Raw genomic sequence first — 26,982 nt, 5'->3', positions numbered from 1 at the left:
TTTCCAACTGAATTCAGCATGGCCATCCCACATCCCTTGAGCCGCGCTCACTGACTGCGCCCTGGCATCATTGGCCCACTTCCACTTCCTGCAGGCGAAGGGTTGCCGCTTCGACAGGCAACGGTTTTCCATACAGATATCCTTGCGCATACAGACAGCCCAGTGCGGCCAATGCATCGGCCTGTACCTGGGTTTCCACGCCTTCGGCCACCACTTGCAGATCCAATGCATTCCCGATTGCCATGATGGCGCTGGCAATCGCCATGCCATGGGTGTGTGCGGCCAAGGCCGTGACAAATGCGCGGTCGATTTTCAGGCCGGTGATCGGGAAGCTGTCCAGATAGGCCAGTGAGGAATAGCCTGTGCCAAAGTCGTCGATGGACAGGCTGAACCCGGCAACCCGCAAGCGATTCAGACGGTCGAGGATGGCGATTGATCGATCCACCATCAGCGTTTCGGTCAATTCAAGCTCAATCACCCCTGGTGGCAGGCCTGTTTCAGCCAGAATCTCACACAGTTGGTTGATGCTGTGATCCTCCGCCAACTGCCGTGCGGAGATATTCACGCTCATCTGCAGGTGGGGCCACTGCTCCCGCCAGATCAGCAACTGGCGGGCCGCTTCGCGCAGCACCCATTGCCCGATCTGTAAAATGACGTGGCTGGATTCCGCCAGCTCGATGAATTCCCCAGGGCTGATCTCACCCAGCACGGGGTGACGCCAGCGTAACAGCGCCTCAAAGCCAACGATGTTCCCGTTGGATAAATAGACTTTGGGTTGATACGCCAACCAGAACTGTGGCAACGGCTCCAGTGCCAGATGCAGATCTCTGGACAGTTGCTCGCGACGCCCAAGGTGGGCATCCTGCTTGGGCGAATACATCCGCAGGGCGTTCTTGCCGCTGTTCTTGGCCTCGTACATGGCGCTGTCAGCGTAGCGCAGCAGGCTCGCCACATCGTCAGCCAGATCAGGATACAGGCATACGCCGATACTGCCTGATACATGGCCAGTCCGGCCATGTAAGTTGTATGGCTCCCCAATCGCAGTCAGCACTTTGGTGCCGATCATCTCGGCCTGGGACGGGTTCCGCACACCATCGATGATGATGGTGAATTCATCCCCCCCCATGCGACAGATGATGTCATCGCTTCGCAGGGCTTGGATCAGCCGCTGCCCGACCTGTCTCAGTAATTCGTCCCCACAGTCATGACCCAATGTGTCATTGATCTGCTTGAAGCCATCCAGGTCGATGAACAGCAAGGCACAACTTTGTTTGGTGCGATCTGCTTCGGCCACGACCGAGACAATGCGCTCCATGAAGAAGTGACGGTTGTGCAAACCGGTGACACTGTCGATATAAGCCAGGTCATTCAGTCGCCGCTCGGCCTGCCTGCGCTGGCCAAGCTCCCGGTGCAACATGCTGTCGCGCAGCTCCAGCTGATCCATCATGGCATTGAAACTGTCCGCCAGAGCATGGGCCTCTGCACTACCGCTGCCATAGGCCCGCAGGCTGAAATTCTGCGTCTCTTTGACTTGTTGTGTCACCTGCACCAGATCAACCAAGGGTTGAGCCAACCGAGTCGATAGTGCGCGCCAGATCCTGACCGCACCTCCGAAAGCCAGCCCCGCCAGCACCATGCCAATGCCCAGCTGGATGGCCAGCTTCTGGTAGACATCAGACAGCTCTTGCTCCATCCCCAGCATGCCGACCCGTTCGCCATGCAAGGTAATGGGTTGGAAGATGGCAATCCCACACAAGTTGAAGTCCATCCGTTCGCCCTTGGCCTGGGTCAACTCATAACAGGGCGTATCGGATGAAGCACGTCGGTACTTGGCCAATTCGGTTCCATCCGGCAGGATGATCTTGGCCTGCACGATCTGCGGGGCTTCCTTGAGTGAACCAAGTATTTCGCTGGCTTCTTGCGGATTGCTGAAGAGAATGGCTGCCGTGCTGTTGGCGCTGACAATCCTGGCTTGGGTCGTCAGCTCTGCCACCACACGCTGCCGCAGCTCGTAAAGCTGCAAGACGGTCATGAGCGCCGCCAAAGCCAGCAAAGTGCAACCAGTCAACCACAAACCAATCGAAATGATCTGCTTACGGATAGGTGGGTGCAGCGTTGGTGGTTCCTTCAATTTTACTCCGACACAAACAGAGCCAGTTTAAGCATACGAGAACTGAAGTTGAGTTTAGCGCGTTTGGCCTGTGCCAGGTTGACTTCGAAGCCCAATTTCAGATCGCGCTTGCGTATCTCGATCATTGCTCCCCGATCTGCCAGTCCATCTGCATCCGTCACTGTCAACACGGGTGCATTGGATAATCGGGTCAATACCTGTTCTGCCAATTTGCGCTGGCTGTCATCCACATACAGGGCATGGCAGGTATCAACATCCTTCGGCAGAATGTGGCGCACCTTGATACGCATACCATTGAGTACCTGCTTGCCTTCCAGGCCATCCAATGCCGTATCCAGCGGTGTACTGCCAAGCACGCACAGCTGGAAGGCTTGATCAGCCGGCATGGTTGGCCACTGCGTGAATTGGATGAAATTATACAGATAGGCCACCTTGAGAGAATGCTCATCCGTTCCCGCCCGTAACGAGGTAGCCAAGCAACCGACCAGCAATAGCCACAACATGCGCTTCATCGCCATGCTCCGGAAATAGCCACCCACAGATGGCGAGTACCCTTTGATTCCTCGTCCGATAAATTGAAGGGATGCGCCGCTTCGTACCGCCGGTCGGTCACATCCCGCCAAGCCACCGTCAAGTCGAGCGGCCCAATCAGCTTCTTCGCCAGAAAGGTCAAATCAATGGTGGTACGAGCCGGGATCGTATTTATTTCGCGATTGCTTATCCACCCCCTATAAGGGCTGGTGCGCCGGATCGCCACGCTCGCCCGCAGATGTTCGCCATTCAATGGGACGGAGAGCATGGCCTTCACAACTGAATGAGGAGAATTCAGCAATCCCTCATCGGTGTTCACCTGTGTATGTTGCCAAGTCTTGCTCGCCCGCATTCGAATGCCGCGCCACTGGTATTCCCCTTCCAGCTCGAAACCTCTCCCATCCACCTGTGAGGCACCTGTACCGCCGCTACTCAACGGGTCGAGCAGGCGGAAATGATAGGCCGAGCCAAGCCAGCGCATAGTGCCGCGCTTGTATTCCACATTGCCTTCGTCTGAGCGCAAACGCTCGGGGTGAGATGGATCGATGTTCCGGTCACCCTCCAAGTACGGCGATGGCAGACGCAGACTGACCCCACGGGACAGCTTGACCGTCCACCCTGGAAGTGGGTTGCCAACCACTGCCACACGCGGATTGAACAGGGTACGCATAGGCGTTGGCTGCCGAAGGGACTTCACCAATTCCTCTGGATAATACCCTGGTATCACGATCAACCCCGGATTTTGTCCAACCCGTCGCTCTGCACGCAAACCCAGTGTCGTTGTCCAGCCATCAAACAAGGTGATTTCATCTTCGACTGATACGCCGAACGAGGCACGCTTGGTGCTGCCATGCGCTGCCAAGGTATTATCAGTCTCGCTGCCATCATAAGTTTTAAACTCAATTTGAGGGTCCAGCCGATACCGTGCGCCAACTGTCAAGCGGTGCCCCTTGAAGCCTGTGTAGGCAAACTGCGTATCGATGGTCCACCAACTACCACCATAGTGGAGATAGTTGTCTCGCAACGCGAAGCGATATCGATAGGCGCCGCCATACAGCCTGGTAGAAAGACGGGAGTCGGGTGTCGGCTCGGCATCATAGCCCAATGCCAACACATGATTGGCATCTGCAAAATTCCCTGATGTAAATTCCGAATTATCCTGCACAGATCGCCTGGCGCTGAGCCACTGCCAATTCAACCCTTTCCATTTGCCGAGAAAAGCGAACTGGTAGGCATCCGCCCGCCAGTTTTCCCGCAATGCCCCTACTTCCCGCACAGGCATACCATCATTTTGATGGGCCGTGATGGATGCCAGCCATTCCCCACCATCCTTGGAACGATCACCCAGGCTCAACCGTACTTGCCTTTCCAGATGCTGTCCAGCGAGCACCTCCCCCTCTCCGCCATCGATATCACGCCCAGCTTTGGTGACAATATTGACAACACCCAGAAACGCATTGTGCCCATATAGCGCAGAGCCCCCACCCGGTGCATATTCAATGCGATCGATCAATGCGACGTCCAGCACGGCATCATGGCCGAGGAATACCTGTTCGAATATGTTGTCATTGACCGGGATGCCATTGACCAACATCAATACCCTGCCTGCGAACTCCCCCGCCCCACCGATGCCCCGTGCCCCGACAATCGGGTAGAAAAGGCCATGGCTGATCTGCATGCCCCGCATGTGATCGAGCACCTCTGACAAAGTGCGCCAGCCATGATTGCGAATGTCCTCGGCATTCAGCACGGAAACCGCCGATGCCGCATCGGTGATCTGGCGCGCGAAACGGGTCGCACTGATCACCTCGGTATCCAGCAGTTGCTCCAGCGGTTGCTCCAGCAGATCTTCCGCACAGGCGCTCCCCACCAGTAGCAGGCTCAGCGCGCCGATTCCCTTCCATTGTCGCCGCCGCTTACTTTGGAACCCAATCAGTGACAGCATTGACTCTCCCTCAGATCCAAATGATACACAGCCATCAACCTTACCTAATATAACCAGTTAAGCACAGGATGACGGGCAGGGCACCCCATACCAGCCAAGCTGATCACCCAAAGCACACCACACGGCCACCCAGGCGCTGTCGATGCAGCCTCATGGCCCATCGACAGTTCAGGATGCATTTATTCAATCAGCTCATGACTTGCCACCGCGCCGACAGCAGCGGTATCCAGTACAGCGAGCACGCGTTGCAACGATTCAGCAAGCTGGAACCCTTCCTCTGTCAGATAACCGCCATCGGGTTCGCTGATCAGGCCTTTCTGGTGCAATCGTTGCGCCGCGCTGACCAAGCTATCCTGTGCCTCTGCCCCCAGCTTGATGCCTTGCAACCGCGATGCCAGCGAAAAACGAGCCAGCAGCTCCAACTCTTGATGTCGATCCATATCGATTTTCTGCATTGATCCTCCCAGATCAGGATGTATTTTGCACGATCAAGTTCTGTTGGCATGGCTTCCCGCCCACGCCCAGTCTGTTTTGAGGTTAAAGCCGCGTGTCATGAGCACCGTATAACGGGCGCAGGAGCCAGTCAACAGAGACCAAGCCGGTGCAAAACAGATGTTGATAAAAAGCTGGCCAGCACGCCACGCCTGGTGCGTTGCAACCAGCACCAAGCATGCTACCGTTTCACTATAGCAACCGGGATGCGCCATGGCAGAGTGTTTGATGCATATCAACGTCAATCGGCCACAGGGCACATAGGATGATCTCAAGGATGACGCTCTGTTAAGCCCATAACACTGGAGGCACCATGCATATTGAACACCATGATCTGGCCAAGGAATTTCCCGAATTCAAAGCAGAAATCCATCAGCTGAAGGCGCAGGATGCCCACTTTGCGCGTCGGTTTGTCGAGTATCAGGACATTGATAAGGAGATCTGCCGCCTGGAAAGTGAAGACGTGCCAGTGTCAGACGCCACGCTGGATGGCTTGAAACGACAACGGCTCAGTTTGAAGGATGAGTTATACCAGATGTTGCGCACTACCGCTGCCGACCCGGTCTGATCAACCACAGACAATCCGTGCCAACAGGGTTTGGCACGGATTCACGGCCCGCATGGGGCAATCCACCACCCTCCGCTGAGGCGGCCCTGTATGACACCTGAGGTGGTGGCCTGACCTTGGCCCGGTGGGCCTATCGGCTCTGTCAACAGCGCCATGATCAGCGCACCCCCACCAGTTTGGCTGGATTGTTGATCAGGTATATCCCGCCGATGCCGCGTTCATCAATGGCAAAGCTCAAGACGTGTGAGACATGATCGGCGCAACGTCCGACCAGGGCAGGCTCTTCATTGATCCATGCCGGTGAAAACCGTATCGTCGGTGGGATCACCCGTCGAATACCCAATAGCAGGCGTGAGACAGCTCTACTCCCGAATACCGGCTTGCTGGCCGCCTTGACCACCCCACCGCCATCTGACCGAAGCTCGACTTCCGGTGATAAGGTTGCCAACAACGCTTTCAGATCACCCTGAGCCAGGGCCGCTACGAAGCCCGCCAATACAGCCCGCCGCTGGCCGGGATCTGCCTGGAAGCGCTGCTGCCGGGCAACCAAGCGCTGCCTGGCACGCCGCACCAGTTGTCGGCAGGCTGCCTCCGATCTGTCCATGACTTGCGCGATCATCCGATAGTCGTGATCAAACACCTCCTGCATGATGAAGGCCACCCGCTCCTCGGCTGACAACTGCTCCAGCAGCACCAGCAGCGCCAGGGAGATATCGGACGCCCGCTCCAGGCCATACGCCGGGTCTGCGCCAAGCGCCACATCACCATCGACCGGTGTTGGCAGCCACTCGCCATAGTAGTCGAGTCGGTCCGGCTGCCTCGCCCGCAGGTGGTCAAGACACAGCCGAGAAACCGTTGTCACCAGCCAGGCTTGTGGATTGACGATCTCGGACAACGCCATGCCGTGCCAACGAAGATAGGCATCCTGCACTGCATCATCCGCCGACGTGATGTCTCCAAGCATGCGGTAGGCCAAGCGTCGCAGCCGTGATTGTTCAGCCAGAAAGGTTTGAAGGTGTGTGGTCTGTTCCAACATGAAGTCCATCTTGTCTTGCTCGCAGAGCGAGCACCCATCCTATCAGTGAGATCACCTTGTACAACAGCTTTACTCCATGGCCCACCCCAAGAGATTCGATGACTACGCCCCCACGAGGCAGACAGGAGGCACTGCCGTGCTTGGCACAAGAGCGGGGGACATGTCTCATCCAGCATGTGCTGATGACCGCATTTTGCTTTCCGCAGCGGATCGCCTGCTGCAGCAAGATTCTGCCATGACAATATGCATCAATACCCGGCCCCGTATGCTGCTATGAGATCGCGCCAACAGCATCGAGCAGAAACAACCAGCGGAGCGCGGTAACAGTCAGATCGGTGAATTTGTAAATTTCACCGTTCACGCCCCAGCATTCTGCATAAATTGTTACAAATCAACCCTTCACGACATGAATGCGTTGCAACTCGGGCGTACAGTCACGCCATCGACAGCCCAAACACAGGAGCCAGCCATGTCATCCATGCTCAAACGTAGTCTACTGATCACTTCCCTCATTACTGCGATGACCGGTAGCGCCTTCGCCAGCCCAGGTGGCCCACATCAAGGTGCCCCGCGTGATGGCGGCCCCCATGCAGGCATGGTGTGGCATATGCTGGGCAAAGCCAAGGATAAGTTGAACCTCAGCGCCGAACAGCAAGCGCTCTGGCAGACGGCAGAAAAAGCCAGCGGCGAGCTGCGCGAGCAAATGAAAGCGCAGCATCAGAAAATGCGTGCACTGATGGATGCCCAATCCAAGGAAACCATCATCGACCTGGCCAAATTGGATGCAGCAGGTGAAACCATGCGCAACAACATGGACACCGCCCATGACGGCGTCCGTAAGGCATGGCTGAATGTCTATGCCAGCTTGACGGCGGCGCAGAAGGAACAAGTCAGCAATCTGCTCAAACAAGTTTGGGCCAATAAAGGCAAACACCGCTCACAGGACGATCACCACCCGAATTCGTAATCCGTCTCCTTGTTCGATGCTCTCCCTCATTGGGTACCGGCACGCTGTGCCGGTTTTTTTTGCGATAATGGCAGCTGAGTTGTTTACCTGAATCCACCGCCCGACCGCAAGACCACCATGAGCAACCTGATCCGCGCCGACTTACTTCTGGTAGAACGCCAGATCGCCGCCTCCCGCACTGCTGCACAAAATCTGATCGACCAGCAACGCGTCGTTCTCATCGAACATGACCAACGGCGCACCATCAGCAAACCCAGCCAAAAAGTATTCATCGACTGCGACATCGAAATCATCCCTGACGAGGCTGATCGCTACGTCTCGCGCGGTGGCCTGAAAATGCAAGGCGCACTGACGGCAGCTGGCCTGGATGTCACCAACATGGTCGTATTGGATGTTGGCATTTCCACCGGTGGCTTTACAGATTGCCTGCTGCAAGCCGGTGCCAGTCGGGTGATCGGTGTCGATGTCGGACATAGCCAATTGGCGCCCCGGCTGGCTGCCGATCAGCGGGTTGTCCTGCTGGAAAACATCAACGCACGCCATCTTTCCTCAGATGCAGTCCTGGCGCACACCCAGCAGCGCCCTGTTGATCTGATTGTCGTCGATGTTTCATTCATCTCACTGACGCTGGTGCTGCCCGCCGCAACGCGTTGTCTGGCTGAGGGAGGATATGTATTGGCACTGGTCAAGCCCCAATTCGAAGTCGGCAAAGAGGGCCTCGGAAAAGGCGGCATCGTCAAGAATGCCAGTCTGTATGACGGGGTCAGAGAGAAGATCATCCAACATTGCCAACAGCTTGGGCTGACCATCCTGGCCTACTTCGACAGCCCAATCACAGGGGGAGATGGAAACCGGGAGTTTTTCGTATTTGCGAGCAGGCCCCTCTAGCGATCCACGGTGGTGGTGATACCCGCAACTGCTGGGCTTACCAGCTCTGCTGACCGTGCGTACCCTGTGTTGGTCCGGCTCCCGCGTTGCATACCGGTGTAGCACACTACCGCAGCAGCATTGTGCAAGTCATCTCCAGCACCGGCACCACCTCATTGGCAGCTCACCTGTTCGGGCGAATCAGCCGCTCAATGCAACCAGGCATGACCCGCATGACTCGTTGGCTGATCTGCCGACTTGCGCTTGACCTTGTCCCACACCTTTTCGTGGAAATAATAGGCCACGGTATTGACCATGGGCTCCACCAAGGCCAACAGGCTACTGACGCCAATATTGCCGGTCAGCAGATAGGCCACTGAAAACGCGACCGTGAAATGGCAGATGGCAAATGTGATGGTCTTGATCATGATCGCTCCCGGTTACGGTGGTGATTGAATGATCAAATGATAGTCATTCTCATGTAATATATGAAATTTATTATTTGTTTTTCGATGATTGCTTATAACTATCACTCAAAGCTGACACCCGGTTTGCCGACAAGCCCACATCAATAGCGCGTCATCAGGCAAGTACAGCAAGGAACTTGATCCCTCGGGCCGCCGGTGATGAGGTCACACCCTACTTGGCGCGACCTCAAACTTGGCAATCAGGCGGGCGTGCTCGGATTCGATTTAGGTTGATAGGGCTTGGCTGGGATGCCCAGCCAGATCTCACCCTTTTTGATATGGCTGTTTTTGGCCACCACAGCACCGATCCCTACCGTGGCACCGTCTTCGATCACACAGCCTTGCAAAATGACGGCATTGGCACCGATCGTGACATTGTCGCCCATACGAACAGGCTGATGCGACAGGCTGATGCCCTCAATGGCATGCGGGATGATCAGGCTACCCTGCCCCAGGATGCAATTGCTGCCAACGGTCACAAAACACGGGTCAAAAATCACACCAGAGCTGTAACTGTTGTCGCCCAACCTGGCACCTAACAATTGATAGATCAACCGCATGATGGGCACCGGTACGACTGCACTTCGGGTCAGCGAATAAAACAGCACCAGATAGAACAGCAAATAGATATGGTAGGTAGCCTCTTCTGGGCTCCCTACACCAATCTCACCTACCGGCAAGGGCCGCACCCACAGAAACAGGCGGTGTTCAATGATGGCGAACAGGTAAGTGAATACCACCGCCCCCACCACAACCGCCACCCCCTTGAAATCGGTCAACCCTGCCCACCAAGCCAGACCATACGCAGTGGCAATCCCTGCCACCACGGCAATGGTCAACATGCTGACAAAACACAAAATCTGCAATACCGTGATTTTACGCACTGAATAGCCTCACTTGGTTTGACAGATACATTACTTGCCAAGCTCTTTCAGCAAGGCAACCGCATCATCACGTTCAGCGAATTGTCCTTCTGTGGCCAATATTTCACGCAATTCCTTACGTGCGGGCTCTTTCTGACCATCCTTTGCCAAAGCCTGGGCCAACCCGAAACGCAAATTTAATTTGCTCCGATCCAATGCCAAGGCTTGTTGATAGGTCTTGATGGCCTCCTTGACCAAGCCGGACTCCACCTGAATGCTTGCCACTGTGCCCATCACCAACGGATCGGTTGGTGCGAGTTTGACTGCTTGGGTGGTCAGGTCCTTGGCACGAGGATCTTTCATCTCATGATAGGCAACAGCAAGGTTGGCTGTGGCCAACGGATTGTTGGCAGACATCTTGAGAATGGTTTCATAACGCTGGGCCGCCTCGGTATAGTTTTTGTCCCGCATCAACACCTCGGCCTGATAAAAACGGATGTTCATGTCCTTGGGGTGATCATGCAGCCACTTTTCGATCAGACTATCAGCCGTTTTATCCCCAGCCAAGCGCTTGGCAGCATGCAACTTCACCAAGGTCTGGCTGCTGCTTGTCAGGCTGAAGGCCTTTTGATAGGCAGTTATGGCTTCGCTATATTGCTTGTTATACATCGCCACATCGCCATCCAGGGTGATGCCCAGTGATCGGGTGGATTCACCACGCTTCAAGCGCTCTGCGATATTGAGCGTTTCCTTGGGTTGTTTGTTACGCAGATGCAGTTCCGCCAATGCGATATAGGGCTCCAGAATCCGTGGGTTCAGCGCAATGGCCATTTTTGTGCTCTCGATGGCACCGGACACGTCACCCAAAATGCCTTGGATGCCGGCCAGCTTGAAGTGTGCGGTAGCAGAGCTGGGTTGTAACTGCACCATCTTGACATACGCCGCCTTGGCCTGATTTTTCTCCCCTGCCATGATCTGGGCCTTGGCCAGGTTGTCCAGCATCTCTGGGCTGTCGCCTGCTGCTGCGACGCCCCCATTGGCGATACCCAATGCCTTTTTGACATTGCGCTCCTCCAATGCCACATTGGTCAGGAACATCACCGGGCCTACAGCCGAAGGGTTGACCTTGTTCGCTTTCTCCATCCACGAGACGGCTTCATCCTGATGGCCTGGCTCCAGCATCAGGAACTCCGCCAGCGCCTGCAATGCCGCAGCATTCGAGGGTTGCTTCTGGACGATGGTATCAAGGTATTTACGCCCATCGACAAAGCGTTTATCGAGCAGATCCATACGTGCAAGATTGAATGCTGCTTGCAGAAAGTCAGGTTGTAATTTCAACGCTGACTCGAATGCCTTGCGCGCACCCGCTGTATCTTGCCTGGCCAAAGCGATGGAGCCGCGAATGTTATAGGTCACCGGGTTGGGCTTCTGCAGTTGTTCCACCAAATCCAATGCCTGCGAAGCTTTGTCGTACTCTTTCCGGTTCAGGAATGTCATGGCAAGCACCGTGGCGGCCTCGCCGTCACCCTTTCCAGCCTTGGCCGCTGCCTGCAGATCTGTCAGCCCCCCAGCCAGATCTCCACCATAGATTTTGGCCACTCCCAAACGGGTGATGGCTTCGGGGCTATCTGGCGTGAGTTTTGCCGCATGCGTAAAGGCCAGGATGGCGTTGCTATAGTCCTTGTTGAGCACATAGGCCTGCCCCATCAATGCAGCCATTTCCGCATTGCCCGCATGTTCCTTGATGATCGGCAGAAATGCAGCGATCACTTTGTCGCTCTGCCCTTGTCGGAGCCAAGTCTTGGCAAGCTGCATGCGAAGCTGCATGTTCTCAGGGACGGTATCCAATGCCGTGGTGAAAAACTTTTCAGCTTGTGAGAAATTGCCTTTGTCAAAGGCGATGCTGCCAGCCAGTACGATGGCGGGTGTGTGGTTCGGGGCAACCTTCAAGGTCTCGGTGACTTCGGTGTATGCCTGATCCAGCTTGCCTTCCTTGTATGCGATGAACGCGCTGAGATACTTGCCGACATAGGCAGCCGGCGCCGCCTTCTGGAAACGGCCCAGATACTTGCGCGCTTCGTCGAATTTCTTTTCATCCAGCGCGAGCACCACCAGATTCAAATAGGGCGCAACCCGGCCCGGATCGATCTCATTGGCTTTGATATAGAAATCCCAAGCCTCCTTGGGCTTGCCGATGAACCGGAGCATATCGGCTTTCAGCTCAAGGGCGGCTGCATCCTTGGGTGCTTTCTTCAATGCATCATCAATGCGGGCGAATGCCAGCTGCTGATTTTTCTGCTCGATAGCAATACGCACCAAGCCCAAAATGGCGGGAATATGATCCGCTTTTTGCTTCAACGCGGCCTGGAAATGCTGCTCTGCCAAATCTGGCTTTTTCAGCCCCAGATAGGCCGCCCCTTGATAGGTCAGGCTCTCGGGCAGGCTTGCCAGCTTGGGGTCACCTTTGGTCAACGTCTCCAGTACTTTGTCCCACTTGCCATTGTTTATTTGGCTCTGGGCTTTCAGCAAGGCCAGCTGCACCTTATCGACATTCTGACTGGCAGCTTTTTCCAACTCGATATCCGCCAGACCAGGCTCGCCTGTCTCCATGAACAGCTTCGCAAGCAATAAGCGCGCCTCGCCGTTGTTGGGATTGGTTTGCAGCATGTCTTTCAACTGGATGATGGCGCTGCCGCGATCACCTTTCTCCTTGAAAGCCTGGGCTCGCTCCATGCTGGCGGCGGGAGGCTTTTCCCTTTCACAGCCAGACATCAGACCAGCCAATGCCATCGACACCGCGATTGCCATCACTCGCAGACTGGATAAGGGGATATTGAAGGGTTGCATAACAGACCTTGATGATTGAATTGCAAAAAACGGTTCAATAGAGCCAATCCAGATGGCCCCCTTGCCCCTCAACCTCCCGACCTCATCGAGCGCCAAGCCACGGGCAGTGGTCTGGTCCAGTTGCTGTTGAGGGCATCACATGCCTCGCACTGTTTCAAGTCTTACGGCAAGACCCAATACCACAATGCCACACCTTATCCGGCAAGCAGTCAGGCAGATTGCCCAACACGATGCGTCCCAAGGTGGCCTGCACAGGACGATGCCACCGTACAAAGCGCGTGGCATGGTGATCTATGCAAGCCAAGGTGCAGGCCAGTGCGGGCCATGCAATGCCGCCAACAGAACCGAGCCTTATTTCAGGCTGCGCTGCAGGTCGATGATCTCCTGGTTGAGATTGGCCGATACTTTTTTGTCTTTCAGCAGCTGATCCACCACCTGCCTGGCTTCAGCCGCCTTACCACTCTTCGCAAGCGCCTGGGCATAGTGGAGACGGATTTCGGGGTTGTCCTTGGCTTTATCCAGCGCTTTCTTCAAGTTATCGATCGCGCCTGCTGCATCATTCTTCTCCAGCTGGATCATTGCCAGCGTGTCCAGAATCATTGGATTGTCCGGCGCAATCTTCAATGCAGCACGGGCAACCTCTTCAGCCCTTTTGTCACCCAGCTTTTGATACAGATAGGCTAGGTTGTTCATTGCCAATAGGTTCTGCGGCGCTTGTTTGAGCACCGACTCATAGAGAGATGCAGCTTCTTTGTGGTTGGCAGCATTCAGCTGTATTTCAGCCAAATACAGGTAACCATTCAGTTCCTTTGGATGGGCGGCCAGCCATTTCTTCAACGTAGCATCTGCTTGTTGGGTATTCCCGGCCAGACGCTGCGCACTGTGCAATTTGACCGCCACTGTCGTGGTCGGCCCACGATCCATCGCCTTCTGGTAGGCAGAGATGGCATCGGGGTAGCGTTTCTGCGCCAGATAGGCATCACCTTGCAGTGCAACGCCGATAGGTGATTTCGGGTCTTGCTTATCGGTGTCTGAAGCAACCTTCAGCGCTTCATCGGGCTGATTGTCCCGCAGATACAGCTCAACCAATGCAACCTTTGCATCCGTGAAGTCCGGCTTCAGCACCAACGCATTACGCAAAGTGGTAATGGCCACTTTCAGCTCGCCATTGGCTGCCTGGGCGCTTGCCAATCGGAAATGTGTCGAAGGTAATTTAGGCCGCAGCTGTACCAGTTTGTTGAACGTCGCCAATGCCTGGTTTTTGTCGCCAGCCGTGAGCTGTGTCAGCCCGAGATTGTCCAGTGCTTCCGCACTGTCCGGTTGTGACGCCACGCCATCCTGCGCATACGCCAGGGCCTTTTTCATATCACCTTGCCTGACCGCATTCTGTGTCAATGACAAGATTGGGCGAAGCAGGGTGGGATCTGCCTTCCTGGCCTTTTCCAACCATTCCATCACCTCAGCATTGCTGTTGGGTTGCGAGGCGACATAATCGGCCAAAGCCATCATGGCTTCCGCGTTCTTGGGAGATTTAGCAACAATCCCTTCCAACCTTTTCTTGCCTTGGTCATATTGATTGTTGATCAGGTCAAGCCGCGCCAGGTTGATCGCCGCTGGCAGATAGTCCGGTGCGAGTTGCATGGCTTTTTCAAGATGGGTTCTGGCTGTCTTATGGTCTTCCTTTGCCAAAGCCAGCGCAGCTTTCAGGTTATAGGTCAATGGGTTGTCGGGTTGCTTCTTCTCCAATGACTCGACGCCCTTCGCCGCCTTGGCGAAGTCACGTGTATTCAGTGCGGTCATCACCAACATGACCTCCGCCTGGAACGAACCCTGATCAGGTGAAAATGCAGCTTCCAGGTCCGACAGGCCACGTTGCGCGTCACCCGCTGCAATGCGACTCAATGCCAGACGCGCCTTGGTGTTGGCGTCAGCCGGTGCAGCCTGGGAGGCTTTGGCGAACATATCTGTCGCTTTGCCGTTATTGCCAGCCTGCAGATACGCCTCACCCAGCAGATTCAACATGGCGGAATCATCCGCCTTGATGTGGATACCTTCCTCCAGTAATACAATGGCACGCTCGGGCTGCTTTTGTTTGAGCAATGTCGCACCCAGCAGACGGCGAGCGTAGCTGTTACCCTTGTCATGTTCAATGACCAGTTTCAACGCGTTCTCTGCCTGGGCATAGTTACCTTTGACAAACCCGATCGCCCCGGCCAACAGGTTGCTTTGCAAATGTTTAGGCGCAATTTTCAGCACTTCCTGGATGGCGCGTTCGGCATCGTCGAATTTCTTCTCACGGAAGGCCAGCAATGACTCCAGATACCTGGCCATCAACGTGCCCGGAGCTACTTTGCTGACATCTTTCAGCAGGGTACGCGCTTCATCAAATTTACCATCATCAATCGCCATGGAGGCCAGTGTGAGATAGCCAGGTGCCTTGCCTGGGTCCGCAGCCAGAGCCCGGCGATAATAGTCTGCTGCTGCGACCTTATCACCCTCCACCCGAACCATGTCGCCCTTGGTCAGCAGCGCATCGGCATCCTTCGGCACTTTGCGTAGGATTTCATCGATCAGCTTGTTGGCCTCATCTTTATTACCCGCCACCAGGGCCATCCGAACCAAACCCATCGTGGCCGGCACGTGGTCGGCCTTGGTTTTCAAGGCTGCCTCAAAGCTGCTTCTGGCTTCATCCAACCGGTTCAAGGCGACCAACGCCGTTGCACGCAGGGTCAAGACCTCTGGGTTCGAATCCGCATTGGGGACTTTCTCATTGGTCAACTCATCCAGCGACCTTTTGTGCTCACCTTTCGCCTGTAGCGATTTGGCGATCATCAATGCAACCGTGCTTTTATCGCCCAACAATGTTGCCGCTTTACGTAATTCGATATCAGCCAGATCCGCTTCATTCGTCTCGATATACAGGCGCCCTAGCATCAGCCGGGCCTCTCCATCGTCTGGCTTTTGTTGCAATAGATTCTTCAGCTGGATGATCGCCGCTTTACGATCCCCCTTGGACTCCAGCTGCTGAGCCTGTTTCATCAGCGCCTCGGGCGGTTCCTGCTTGCTACAAGCTGTCATGCTCAAGGCCACTGCCAACGACAACATGGTGGCAATGCGCGTCAGCCCCTTGGCATGATGGGGCTGTGGCTCCAAGGGCTGGGCGGGAAAAACATGAGATAAACAACGACGGGAACGCATGAACTCCTCAATCGGATTAGATCGGTCAATGCCGATGGTTATTATTTTCGAGGCAGGCGAATTTGCAATCGTCTCCTGCCAATCAATTTGGATCGGACAATCACATAAGTGGGGGCATCTTATTCCAATTTTGTCGCGTCGTGATACCCCACATCACCCCGCACAGGCTTGCAATCGGTTTCCTGCCTTTATTTCAAGCCATAACGATTGAGCAGGTCATACAGTGTCGGTCGGCTGACCCCCAATACATCTGCTGCGCGAGCAATATTGCCATCTACACGTGAGAGGACTTTGACGATCGCCTTGCGCTCCGCTTCCTCACGAACCTGACGCAGATTCAGTGGCTCCAGCTCGGCCTCGGTCAACGGCAACCCCAGATCATCCAATACGATTTGCGCTCCATCGGCCATCACCACAGCCCGCTTGATACAGTTTTCCATCTCCCGCACATTACCGGGCCATTGATGCTTTTCGATCGCCGCCAAGGCCTCTTGAGAAAAGGACAGGCTGCCACGACCTTCCTGCTGACGGAATTTGTTCATGAAAGCCTGGGCCAGCAATACCGCATCCCCATCTCGCACCCGCAAAGGGGGAATATTGATGACGATTTCCGAGAGGCGGTAGAACAGGTCTTCACGGAAACGTCCCTCAGCAATCAGGTTCCGCAGGTTCTGGTGGGTTGCACAGACAATCCGTACATCCACGGGGATCTCCTCCCTGCCGCCAACACGCTCGATGACGCGCTCTTGCAGAAAACGTAACAACTTGGCCTGCAGGGGCATGGGCAAGTCACCGATCTCATCCAGAAACAAGGTGCCACCATCAGCATATTCAATCTTGCCCTTGGTCTGCTTCACGGCACCAGTGAATGCCCCCTTTTCATAGCCGAACAGCTCGGATTCCAGCAGATTTTCCGGAATCGCCGCGCAATTGATCGCCACAAATTTTTTCTCTGCACGCGGCGAGAGCTGGTGCACCCCTCTTGCCAACACTTCTTTACCGGTTCCTGATTCACCCAGCAACATCACGGTGGCGCTGCTGGGTGCGACTTTCTCAATGTTGCGGCAGATTTTTTGCATGGCAGGATCACGGGTGATCAACCCTGCCATGGGCGATTCACCTTGTCGCATCTGCAGGCGCCGATTTTCCTGCTGCAAGGCATGGAGCCGGAAAGCGCGATCCACAATCAATTGCAGCATCTCAGGATCAAATGGCTTCAGATAGAAGTCGTAAGCGCCATTGCCAATCGCACGCACCGCATTCTCACGGTCCTGATTGCCGGTCACGACAATCACTTTGGTATCCGGGGCCATTGCCAGGATCTGTTCTAGCGTTGCGTGACCTTCCGATGCTCCGTCAGCATCGGGAGGGAGACCGAGATCCAATGTCACAACCGGCGGTTCATAGCGGCGGATCATCGACAGCGCGGTTTCACGATCGCCGGCGACCACCACCTCAAAGCCATCAAAGCTCCATTTCATCTGCTTTTGCAGGCCAGGATCATCCTCAACAACCAGTAAGGTGCCTTTACTTTGTGTAGCTGAACTTTCCAATTCTCTCTCTCACGCTGTTAGGATCAGGCCCAAAATCAGACCGATGCGAGCCATGAAATCATGCCGCCAGAACCTAGATGGCAGCTTGGGCCAGTGGCAAAGTCACCACAAATGTAGTGCCCTTGCCTTCTTCACTGCGGACATCGATATTGCCCCCAAGCTGACGAATATATTCCCGGCTCTCATAAGTGCCGATTCCCATTCCCATGCTCTTGGTTGTCTCAAATGGCCTGAAAAGCCGCTCGCGGATGAATTGCGAGCTCATGCCTTTACCGGTGTCGCTGACTTCGATACGCGCATGATTGCCCAGTTGATCCAGGCAGACACTGACCTCTCCGGTAGGCGGTGTTGCCTCGACCGCATTCTGTACCAAGTGGCCCACCACACGCTGCAGACGCTCATTGTCAGCGTGAACCACCAAACCCTTTTTGCAGATCAACACCGCAGGTTGTGGTGCCGCCTCCGATTTATCAGCCACCACCTTCAAAATGATGTCCGACAGCTCCGTCAGCTCCGGTTTATCAATGGATTGCGCACCTTTACGCAATTGCATCAATAGGCGATTCATCTTGTCGATGGCATGCCCAACCGTTTCCAGCATGTCATCTTGGAATGCCGGATTGTGTTTATGTCTTGCGGCATTCTTCAGCATCAGTGATAGCTGAGCCACCACATTTTTGAGGTCATGCACCACGAAAGCCGACATCCGGTTGAATGACTCAAACTGTCTGGAAACCAGCAAAGCCTGGGCGGCCTCCAGCTGGGCGAGAAAACCGGCGGCTTGGCGAGCAGCGGTTTTCAACAAGTCATTGACCTCCCAATTCAGGGACAATTGGCTCCGGAATTCAGCCAGAACAACAAATCCGATCATCCGTTCATGCAGAATCAACGGGATGATCAATCGTGGCTGATTCAATGCCTCAAGCCAATCTGGGAGGGCTGACAGCTCCACATAGTGCGCTGGCGAGCGCTTGTATTCCTGGACATCGACCACCCACTGGCGCTCTTCCAGAAAACGGCACAATGATGAACTGGCAGGCTCATTGGCCAAGATCTCGACCATATTCCAGCGCGCGGAAGGTACAAATTGATCGTGCTCGTCACGCAGCCACAGATTCCCGCCTGGGCTTTCAACCAACTCCGCAATCGCCCGGATCGATCGTTCGCGCAAATGCACCCCAGGCTCACCTTCTGACAAGGCCCGAGTAAACCGCAGCCATTCCTCCCGATAGTCATATCGATAAGTGAAGAAATGCTTGCTGACAAATACCTTGACATAGGCACGGATGGTTCCTGAAAACAGGGCCGCCAATAATGAGACCACTGCGGCAAACAGAAAGAATGCCTGCAGCACCCCACCCCAATCACCACCAAAGAAGCGGATGTAATACCCTGCAGCTGCCATCAGCAACAAGTATGACCCTGCGGCCAGCAATGTGGCAGATTGCAGCAACATGCGCCGAGACAAGGAAACTGTCAGTTCCCACTCTGGATTGCGCGACCAGGAAATACCGATCAACAGCGCCATCGATGCCGCAACGAAGCCGCGCACTTCATAGGTGCTCCGATCCAACCCTCGAAACAGCAATGCCTCTGAATACATATAGAAATCAGTGACATAAATACCAGCCAAACCAAGACAGAGAAACTTGACCCCCCAACGTTGCTCTGCATGGGTGTTTCGGAATAACTGCTCCAGCAAGACCAAACCGATCAGCACCTGAATCACATAACCAGCCGGGCCCGCAACCAAGCCGATCAATGGCCATGTATGCGCAGGGCGATACAGCGACACAACTAGCTGTGCTGCGATCACCCCCCCGAAAACCGCAATGACCGCCCAATTCAGCCGTTTGGCCAATTGCTGGGTACGCTCATCCAGACTCCCTCGCAATACACTGAGCACAAACACGAACCACAGCAGATTTCTTACCGCTTCCAGAGGCCAGCGCGGCAGGTATGGTAGCGAGGTCGCACATATCACTGCCCAAGCCAAACTCCCCAGGCAGGCCGCAACCAGCGCCAGATTCCGCGCATCCCCCGCAACCCGCCCATAAAGCCTGACCGCCAACCCAGCATATGCTGCAGCAGCCAAACCATAACTGATCATGCCAACAGTCAATTCCATGGCCATGCGCGATCACCGCGCCCCTTTGCCCCACAACACGACCTGCACGGTTTCGATCAGGATCAGAATGTCCAGAAAGAGAGAGTGGTTTTTTACATAGTAAAGATCATATTGCAGCTTTTCTTTTGAATCCTCGACTGTTGCGCCATATGCATACCGCACTTGTGCCCAGCCAGTAATGCCTGGCTTCATACAATGCCGCATGGCGTAATAAGGAATTTCCGCCTCCAGTTTATTCACAAAGAAAGGACGCTCCGGACGCGGGCCTACAAAGCTCATATCACCTTTCAATACGTTGATGATCTGCGGCAGTTCGTCAATCCGCAATAGTCGGATCAACCGGCCTATCCGAGTGATGCGATCATCATTGGTCTGCGCCCAGCGGGGCTTTCCATCCTTTTCAGAATCGGTGCGCATGCTGCGGAATTTGAAAATGGTGAATACCTGCTCATTCTGCCCTACCCGCTCCTGGCTATAGAGAATGGGCCCGCCATCCTCCAACTTGATTGCCAACGCGGTGATCAACATGAACGGAGAGGCCACCAGCAGCAGAATGAAGCTGGCCACCAAGTCGAACATCCGCTTCACCACATCACGACTGTTGCTTTGATTGAAGCCATCGTTGAAGACCATCCAGCTTGGGTTCAGTGAGTCCAGCTTGACCTGCCCACACTCACGCTCAAAAAAGGTAGATAACTCAAGAACTTTGACACCGCGCATGCGGCATTCCAGCAGCTCATGTATGGGCAGATTGCCGCCACGACGATCCCGAATCGCAATGACGATTTCGTTGATGCCATGCTTTTCGACCGCCTCCAGCAGGTTCTCCTCTTGCGGCAGAATGCGAGAAGCCGCAACCGCGTGCGGTGTAGCTGACGTAGGCGGCATGTAGCCCACGATATCGAGATTGTTGCCACCAAAGCGCTGGCGGGCAGCCTCATCCACCTTGACAGCGCGGCTCCCCGTCCCCAACACCAACACGCGTGGCTTGAAGATACCGATGTTCGTCCACTTGAAAAATACAAGCCTGGTCAATGAGATTGATAAAAATGACACCAAAATTGACCAGAACATTTCCCGCGCACCGAAGCGCATCGACTCCAGCCAATAGATCAAAACCGCCATGGCAATACTGGGGAGGCCAAATGCGACGAACAACCGAACCGCGATTTCACGCATCCCGCCTACAAAGGCCGATTGATACAGGCCGCAGGCTGCCATGACAGCCACCATGAGCAGGGACACAAACGCGGCCTTGGGCAAGACCGGCTGAGTGAGCTGGTGCATACCAGCAATCCCCAGCTGCTGCCAAGGCATATAATTCACAGCATATATCGACAACCCAATTGCCAGCAGCTCGATGAATAGCAGCAACAATGTGGCTAATGGAACATAGTGATTGAAAATGCGTAGCATATCGATCGTGACCGATTGATTTCAGAAAGGGGGATCATTTACTGCCGACAAATAGCTCAATGAATTCGTGGCATCGCAGAACGAGGTTTGTTCGATATGTCAAAATCCATGATGTCGGCAAGGCACACCTACAATAGGCCTGTCATGTATCAGCAAACCGGAATAATGACGAGCGCATTTTACGCAATTCTACCAAAACCAGCTTACATATCAACATCAACGAATTTATAGCGACCTGCATCAGGGAACGTTAAAATAGCGCTTTACCAAGATTTCGGCTAGCATTATCAAGTGCATTCCACCAATTCACCAATGAAATCCGCAGCCCATACCACTTGGCAGATTTATCAAAATACGTGATGGATCATTGAGAAAGAAACACAGTGGGCTGCACGGCACGCTGGTGGAGCTACTGCAGCACTTGTCATGACCGCAGCGGTGGTCAGCACAGGCAAACCAGAACACAACAATATTACTACTTTGCAATATTAAAATCTGCGCCATACACATTTTGAACTTCATCGATGCAATGGCAGGAATTGTCCTGTTCCTGCGCAAGCACCCGGGGCAAGTGTGCTAGCCCATTGGCAAAAAATATGAAAAAAATCACATTCAGTTATTTCGCCCAATATGGGCTACTACCCTTACTGGCATTCGGCCATGATGTTTTTGCCGCCTGCTTGGCATGGTATCTATCGTTCTGGTTGCGCTTCAATCTGAACCTACCAATGCCCTTCTCACAAGCCGTCTGGTACTCCATGGCATTAGCTGTCAGCCTTTACACGATCTTCTTCTGGAAGTTCGGCCTCTATCGTGGCATCTGGCGATATGCAAGTCTGCCAGACCTGAAAAATATCGTGGCTGCTGTTTCCGTTGGGACCATGGCGACTTTTTTGTTGATCTATATGTTGCAGATCAGCCATATCCCAAGGTCCGTGGCGATTTTGAATCCCCTGTTGCTGATCTGCATCATGGGTGGCAGTCGAGCCCTCTACCGCTCATGGAAAGATAGAATCGAATATGTTGCCGATCGCGAACCCATCCTCGTCATTGGGGCGGGGGCAGCGGCCTCCAAACTGCTATGGGATCTCTCCCGGCATCCGAAATGGCGTGTCGTCGGGCTGCTGGATGATAATCCAGCCAAACACAAACGTGAGATTCATGGTGTCAAGGTTCTGGGCGCCACTCAAGAATTGAGTACCTGGTCAAGGCGCATGGGGGTGACAACATGCGTCATTGCTGCACCCTCAGCCGAACCAGCAGAACGAGAGCGCATGGTTAGAGCGTGTGAAGCTGCTTCGGTAAAAGTCCTGACCGTGCCATCGCTGGATGATCTGCTATCAGGCAATGTATCCATTTCAGCCGTCAAAGAAGTGGAAATCGATGAATTACTTGGCAGAAGCCCCGTCAACCTGGATATCGCCGGGCTCAAACACCTGATTACCGATCAGGTTGTACTGGTCAGTGGTGCGGGTGGTTCAATTGGTTCGGAGCTGGCACGGCAGATTCTCAGATTCAAACCACGTCGCTTGGTGTTGTTCGAGCAAAGCGAATTTGCCCTATACACGATCGAACAAGAGTTTGAACAAAAACACCCAGAACAATTGATCGACTACTTGGTTGGAGATGTCAGAGATAAAGCCCGTCTGGATGATGTGATGTTACGCTTCAGCCCGGCATTGGTCTTTCACGCAGCTGCTTACAAACACGTCCCGCTCATGGAAAGCTGCAACGCCTGGGAGGCCGTCAGAAATAATGTCTTTGGCACATACTGCCTTGCCATGGCCAGCCTGGAATATGAAGTCAAAAAATTTGTGCTGATTTCAACTGATAAGGCCGTCAATCCGACCAACGTCATGGGTGCCACCAAGCGCATGGCGGAAATGATCTGCCAGAGCCTGCAGGGACACCATGATACGGAATTTGTCATCGTCCGCTTTGGAAATGTGCTGGGTAGCAATGGTAGTGTTGTCCCCAAGTTCCGTGAGCAAATCGAGCATGGTGGGCCGATTACAGTGACCCACCCCGACATCACCCGCTACTTCATGTCCATTCCAGAGGCGGCAAGACTGGTACTGCAAGCAGGTCTGATGGGTAAACAAGGCCAGATCTTTGTCCTGGACATGGGAAAGCCGATCAAAATTGTGGACTTGGCGAGAGAGATGATTCGCCTTTCTGGGTTCAACGAATCCCAAATCTCCATTGAATTCACTGGCTTACGACCCGGTGAAAAGCTCTACGAAGAACTGCTTGCAGATGACGAGCATACCTTGCCGACTCATCACCCGAAATTGCGTATCGCCAAGGCTCGACCCGCCGAGCAAACTTGGCTGAAACTGGCTATCGACTGGGTGACACAGTCGAGGCGGCCAAATGAAAATGAAGTTCGGCAGACACTGCAAACCTTGGTCAGCGAATATCAACCCGCGTCCAATCTGATGGACAACCACTTTTTTGAGCAAAAGCGGGTTGCCAGTGAAGGATAACGCGACTAGAATGGCGCCTCTTCCTGAGCGGGTGTAGTTCAATGGTAGAACGGCAGCTTCCCAAGCTGCATACGACGGTTCGATTCCGTTCACCCGCTCCATGCCTTCATGCATGTGTCTCGTGATATACGCATGGTGCAATGCACCACAGATTTTAAAATCACTGTCTACAATGCCAATTGCAGTTCACTGACTTGAGCAGTGGCGTGGCCTGTATCAGCGGTGTCAGCACTCCACTCCTTTGCTCAAAATCAATATCGTGCACCTGACCAGCTGGCGCTTGCCCGGATCACGGGCAAATCATTGAGGCGTGTCTTTAACCTGTCCTCGCGCGGCCTGGCGGGTATTCATTGTCCGAGGAGTGATCATGGCAGGGAAACTCTCAACACATCGCAGTTCTCGTACCGCTCTCCTAATTGGAGGCGGCGCTCCAAACTCCAGTCTGATGGCTGGTGCATTGGTCGCCTTCATTGAGCGCAAGCTCGAATTTGACGTGATTTCAACATCGGGGGCTGGCGCATTGATGGGGCTCCTGTATCAAGCCCCCAAGGATGGTGATGCAATTCAGGCGCTTAAGGCCTGGTCTACCGTTGGGGTATCTGACCCGATTTATGAGCTGTTCCCGGTGAATTACAAAGTATTCATGAAACCAGGCATCGCTGCGGATTGGTATCGGAATATGTTGGCGCACAATCCGTTCACCCGACCCATTGTCCAAAGCTGGTCCGGGGAGGGTATTTCAGGGTTCGTTGGTGACTGGTTGCGGTTGATATTGGCGACGCTGTCGCCGTCCGACCTCAGCGGCCAAAGCCTTGGAATGTGTGCTCACCTTCCCTTTGCCGAGCAAGTGATCGACTTCGATGCCATTGCGAAGATCAAACCGGAGTTCTATATCAATGCCTACAATGTCACGCAGTCAGAAATGACAATCTGGGGTAAAAAGGAGATCACGCCAGCCCATTTGCGATGCGCATTTTCCTTCCCTCTGATCTACCCCCCCTATCATTTGAACGGCTGTGACTACATCGAGGGGGCTGCAATCGATACCTTGAATTTCAAGGCGCTGGTCTCTGACGATGACAGAAGGCCCGGCTGCGAGCGCGATGTAGATACCTTGGTGATATTCGATATTTTGGGGGCAGACAAGCTGATTCGCACACCTCGCAATTTATATGATGCGTGGGTTCAGTCAATCATCACACCGCTGGTGGAAATTGCCAAGGATGACATCCGGCTGTTTGAGCTGCTCCACAACGTGGACAGCGATGGCAGCCAAAAGCGGCGATTGTTGAAGGTCGATTTGATGGGTAATATCCCAACCACTTATTGGCCTGAAATCATGGATTGGTCCAGCTCCAATCTGAGCTACCTGTACGAAATCGGTCATCAGGCTGGCCACCAGTTCTGCGACCAACATCCAGAGCTACTCCCCCCAGCAGCTCGGGTGCGCCAGGCTGCACCAGCAGCCAGCATCACCGCAACGATTCAGTAATTTGCGCAATCGGCCAGGTAGCGCCTGAAAATGCGCTGCCTGAGCTACATGGTGATTTGCCCAGTGACCCATGCTACTCAGCCCTGGGCCCTGTTGGCACTGCTTTGGCGCAAGCGATGACAATAAGATCCGACGGCGTAGACAAACTGATCCACAACAATGCGACACACTGGCATGCTTGGGCCATGATCAAGCATCAATTAACAATCAAAAGCTTATTCAAAAAGCGAGGAACATAATGCGGAAGTACGTATTCGGCGCATTGCTCATGCAGCTGATCCCTCTGTCTGGGGCAGTGATTGCGCTGCTCAACCATGACGCCACCAACACTGCGGTATTCATTTCATTGCTTGGTCTGCTGACCATGGTGGGCGGCGCACTCTGGTTGAACGTAGCAGTATGCAAGCCGCTTGACAGGCTTGCTGAGTCCATTCAGGACATAGGCCATCGCAAGTCAAAAGACCTCACACAGGTCATTCTGCCACCAGGCGGAGAGCTGAACATGATCGCACATGCCTTGAACAGCTTTCGACAAGGCTTGGCACACACGCTAATGGGCGTCCGGCGCAACAATATCAAGCTATCGATCGAAGCCGCACAGATCGGGCAGCAGATCAAAGATGCCAATAACAAAGCACAGGAACAGCGCACGTTAGCTCAGGATATCTTTTCGTCGACAGAACGCTCAAGTCAGGAAGTAGATAACGTCAAGCACTCCATTACCGTGATTGCAGGCTTCACACAAGATCTCGCCACGGGCGCTGAATCCACCCGTGGTGACATGGCCATTGCCAATGAAAACGCCCTGCAAGCCGCCAATGTGATGCAAGGCTTCACGTCCAGCATCGGCAAACTGCTGGAGGATACAGAGACAATCATCAGCAGCGTGGGTGAAATACGCGAGATATCAGACCAGACCAATCTGCTGGCGCTCAATGCTGCAATCGAGGCCGCGCGGGCTGGCGAGGCAGGCCGAGGGTTCGCGGTTGTCGCCGACGAGGTCCGGAAACTGGCGGAGCGCACCCGCAGCCTGGCAGAAAATATCACCGACAAGGCCCAGCGCATCCACATCCAGTCGCAAGAAACCTCGACATCCGCCACGACCATTGCAGAAAATATCGGTCGAGCCAGCGAGGTGCTACGCGCGGCAACTTCACAGCTGGTTGAATTTGCAAATGGCAGTCATCGTGTCAATACAGAAATTGACTCCATCCGTGGCGCGATCGACGCACTATCCGCCAACAATCACGATGTGCATCACAACGTTGGCGCGATGAATGAGCTGACTGTCAGCATGTCCGTACAAATGCAGAATTGCTTTACCACCTCGAAGGACCTGATCAATGCAGCCGAACATGTCATGCGGGAGCTTGGCTGTTTTCAGCTGGGTAACGACGCATTCGATCGGATCATCTTGCAATTGAATGCCTGCCGGACGCAGTGCGAGGCGATGCTGGATCAGCTGTCGAGGGATGGGCAGAACTTATTTGACAGGCAATTCAAAGCTATTGCCGGCACCAACCCACAGCAGTACCACACTAGCTATGACATGGCATTCGAAAAGGTCTTCAGGCCATTTTTCGACCAGACGGCTGCATCCATTCCAGGTTGCGACCTAGCTGTCATGGTAACCAAGGAAGATACGTATCCGCCCACGCATGTCAGCAAATACTGCCAACCCCAGACAAGCGATGTAGCCCACAATACCGCCTACAGCCGCGACAAGCGCTTCCACAATGGCAACCCCATGTTATACAAATGTGGACAAGACGAAGGCGACCTCCTGTTTCAAGCTTATGTGCGTGATATTGGCGACATATTTGCCTTGGTGTCTGTACCCATCCATCACAAGGGGCGGCATTGGGGCGGTTTCATGTTCGGCCTGCAGCACGAGGCGCTCTTGAAGTCATGATCAGGTTTCGTCAACATGTTTCCAGGCATCTGGCAGACAATAAAAAACCCGCAGAATCTGCGGGTTTTTCATCCATGCATTCA

The 26,982-nt window shown here is 54.2% G+C and carries 18 protein-coding genes and 1 tRNA gene; 7 read left to right on the top strand and 12 right to left on the bottom strand.

Annotated features, from left to right (window positions below; translation table 11 throughout):
- Nucleotides 1-67: 67 nt before the first annotated feature.
- The 4 genes from HNQ59_RS02935 to HNQ59_RS02920 form a co-directional block, all read right to left on the bottom strand.
- Complete coding sequence (locus HNQ59_RS02935) at nt 68-2,131, bottom strand: bifunctional diguanylate cyclase/phosphodiesterase (RefSeq protein ID WP_184034973.1); 2,064 nt, start codon at nt 2,129-2,131, stop codon at nt 68-70.
- 2 nt (nt 2,132-2,133) lie between these two features.
- Complete coding sequence (locus tag HNQ59_RS02930) at nt 2,134-2,643, bottom strand: YfiR family protein (protein WP_184034971.1); 510 nt, start codon at nt 2,641-2,643, stop codon at nt 2,134-2,136.
- Nucleotides 2,640-4,607 (bottom strand): TonB-dependent receptor plug domain-containing protein, encoded by a 1,968-nt coding sequence (locus tag HNQ59_RS02925; protein ID WP_184034969.1) that lies wholly within the window; start codon nt 4,605-4,607, stop codon nt 2,640-2,642. The genes HNQ59_RS02930 and HNQ59_RS02925 overlap by 4 nt, the downstream gene beginning before the upstream one ends.
- Nucleotides 4,608-4,786: 179 nt before the next feature.
- The gene (locus HNQ59_RS02920) at nt 4,787-5,062 is read right to left on the bottom strand and encodes a TIGR02647 family protein (protein ID WP_343074193.1); all 276 of its coding nucleotides are present in this window, start codon (nt 5,060-5,062) and stop codon (nt 4,787-4,789) included.
- 350 nt (nt 5,063-5,412) lie between these two features.
- On the opposite strand from HNQ59_RS02920, the gene HNQ59_RS02915 reads away from it, so the two are divergent.
- Nucleotides 5,413-5,667 (top strand): HP1242/YdcH family protein, encoded by a 255-nt coding sequence (locus HNQ59_RS02915; protein WP_184034967.1) that lies wholly within the window; start codon nt 5,413-5,415, stop codon nt 5,665-5,667.
- 157 nt (nt 5,668-5,824) lie between these two features.
- Here HNQ59_RS02915 and sigJ read toward each other — a convergent pair whose 3' ends face one another.
- Entirely contained in the window at nt 5,825-6,712 is an 888-nt protein-coding gene (sigJ, locus tag HNQ59_RS02910) for an RNA polymerase sigma factor SigJ (RefSeq protein ID WP_184034964.1), read from the bottom strand.
- Between the two features lie 460 nt (nt 6,713-7,172).
- On the opposite strand from sigJ, the gene HNQ59_RS02905 reads away from it, so the two are divergent.
- The gene (locus HNQ59_RS02905; protein ID WP_184034962.1) at nt 7,173-7,670 is read left to right on the top strand and encodes a Spy/CpxP family protein refolding chaperone; all 498 of its coding nucleotides are present in this window, start codon (nt 7,173-7,175) and stop codon (nt 7,668-7,670) included.
- Between the two features lie 117 nt (nt 7,671-7,787).
- A complete protein-coding gene (locus HNQ59_RS02900; protein WP_343074192.1) occupies nt 7,788-8,558 on the top strand; it encodes a TlyA family RNA methyltransferase in 771 nt (256 codons plus the stop codon).
- Nucleotides 8,559-8,746: 188 nt separating this feature from the next.
- Here the strand turns inward: HNQ59_RS02900 and HNQ59_RS02895 are convergent, their stop codons facing one another.
- From HNQ59_RS02895 to HNQ59_RS02865, 7 genes are all read right to left on the bottom strand, one after another.
- The gene (locus tag HNQ59_RS02895) at nt 8,747-8,965 is read right to left on the bottom strand and encodes a DUF2061 domain-containing protein (protein WP_184034960.1); all 219 of its coding nucleotides are present in this window, start codon (nt 8,963-8,965) and stop codon (nt 8,747-8,749) included.
- Nucleotides 8,966-9,204: 239 nt separating this feature from the next.
- On the bottom strand, nt 9,205-9,888 hold the full coding sequence (locus HNQ59_RS02890; RefSeq protein ID WP_184034958.1) for a DapH/DapD/GlmU-related protein: 684 nt from the start codon (nt 9,886-9,888) through the stop codon (nt 9,205-9,207).
- 30 nt (nt 9,889-9,918) lie between these two features.
- Nucleotides 9,919-12,714 carry an XrtA/PEP-CTERM system TPR-repeat protein PrsT gene (gene prsT / locus HNQ59_RS02885; protein WP_184034956.1) on the bottom strand — a complete coding sequence of 932 codons (2,796 nt, stop codon included), beginning with the start codon at nt 12,712-12,714 and terminating at the stop codon, nt 9,919-9,921.
- A gap of 351 nt (nt 12,715-13,065) precedes the next feature.
- A complete protein-coding gene (gene prsT, locus HNQ59_RS02880; protein ID WP_184034953.1) occupies nt 13,066-15,912 on the bottom strand; it encodes an XrtA/PEP-CTERM system TPR-repeat protein PrsT in 2,847 nt (948 codons plus the stop codon).
- A gap of 188 nt (nt 15,913-16,100) precedes the next feature.
- Complete coding sequence (prsR, locus tag HNQ59_RS02875) at nt 16,101-17,465, bottom strand: PEP-CTERM-box response regulator transcription factor (RefSeq protein WP_281397167.1); 1,365 nt, start codon at nt 17,463-17,465, stop codon at nt 16,101-16,103.
- A 73-nt stretch (nt 17,466-17,538) separates the two neighbouring features.
- Nucleotides 17,539-19,599 carry an XrtA/PEP-CTERM system histidine kinase PrsK gene (prsK, locus tag HNQ59_RS02870; RefSeq protein ID WP_246490824.1) on the bottom strand — a complete coding sequence of 687 codons (2,061 nt, stop codon included), beginning with the start codon at nt 19,597-19,599 and terminating at the stop codon, nt 17,539-17,541.
- A gap of 6 nt (nt 19,600-19,605) precedes the next feature.
- Entirely contained in the window at nt 19,606-21,009 is a 1,404-nt protein-coding gene (locus tag HNQ59_RS02865; RefSeq protein WP_184034950.1) for a TIGR03013 family XrtA/PEP-CTERM system glycosyltransferase, read from the bottom strand.
- Nucleotides 21,010-21,605: 596 nt separating this feature from the next.
- On the opposite strand from HNQ59_RS02865, the gene HNQ59_RS02860 reads away from it, so the two are divergent.
- From HNQ59_RS02860 to HNQ59_RS02845, 4 genes are all read left to right on the top strand, one after another.
- On the top strand, nt 21,606-23,495 hold the full coding sequence (locus HNQ59_RS02860) for a polysaccharide biosynthesis protein (protein ID WP_184034947.1): 1,890 nt from the start codon (nt 21,606-21,608) through the stop codon (nt 23,493-23,495).
- Between the two features lie 27 nt (nt 23,496-23,522).
- Nucleotides 23,523-23,596: transfer RNA gene (locus tag HNQ59_RS02855), tRNA-Gly, on the top strand.
- 266 nt (nt 23,597-23,862) lie between these two features.
- Nucleotides 23,863-24,987 carry a patatin-like phospholipase family protein gene (locus tag HNQ59_RS02850; RefSeq protein ID WP_184034944.1) on the top strand — a complete coding sequence of 375 codons (1,125 nt, stop codon included), beginning with the start codon at nt 23,863-23,865 and terminating at the stop codon, nt 24,985-24,987.
- Nucleotides 24,988-25,255: 268 nt separating this feature from the next.
- Nucleotides 25,256-26,899, top strand: a complete 1,644-nt coding sequence (locus tag HNQ59_RS02845; RefSeq protein WP_281397166.1) for a methyl-accepting chemotaxis protein — start codon at nt 25,256-25,258, stop codon at nt 26,897-26,899.
- Nucleotides 26,900-26,982 lie beyond the last annotated feature (83 nt).

Source organism: Chitinivorax tropicus (assembly GCF_014202905.1).
In the GTDB taxonomy this organism is placed as follows: Bacteria; Pseudomonadota; Gammaproteobacteria; order Burkholderiales; family SCOH01; genus Chitinivorax; species Chitinivorax tropicus.
The sequence above is the reverse complement of the archived record's forward strand: the minus strand, read 5'-3'. Positions and strand labels throughout refer to the sequence as shown.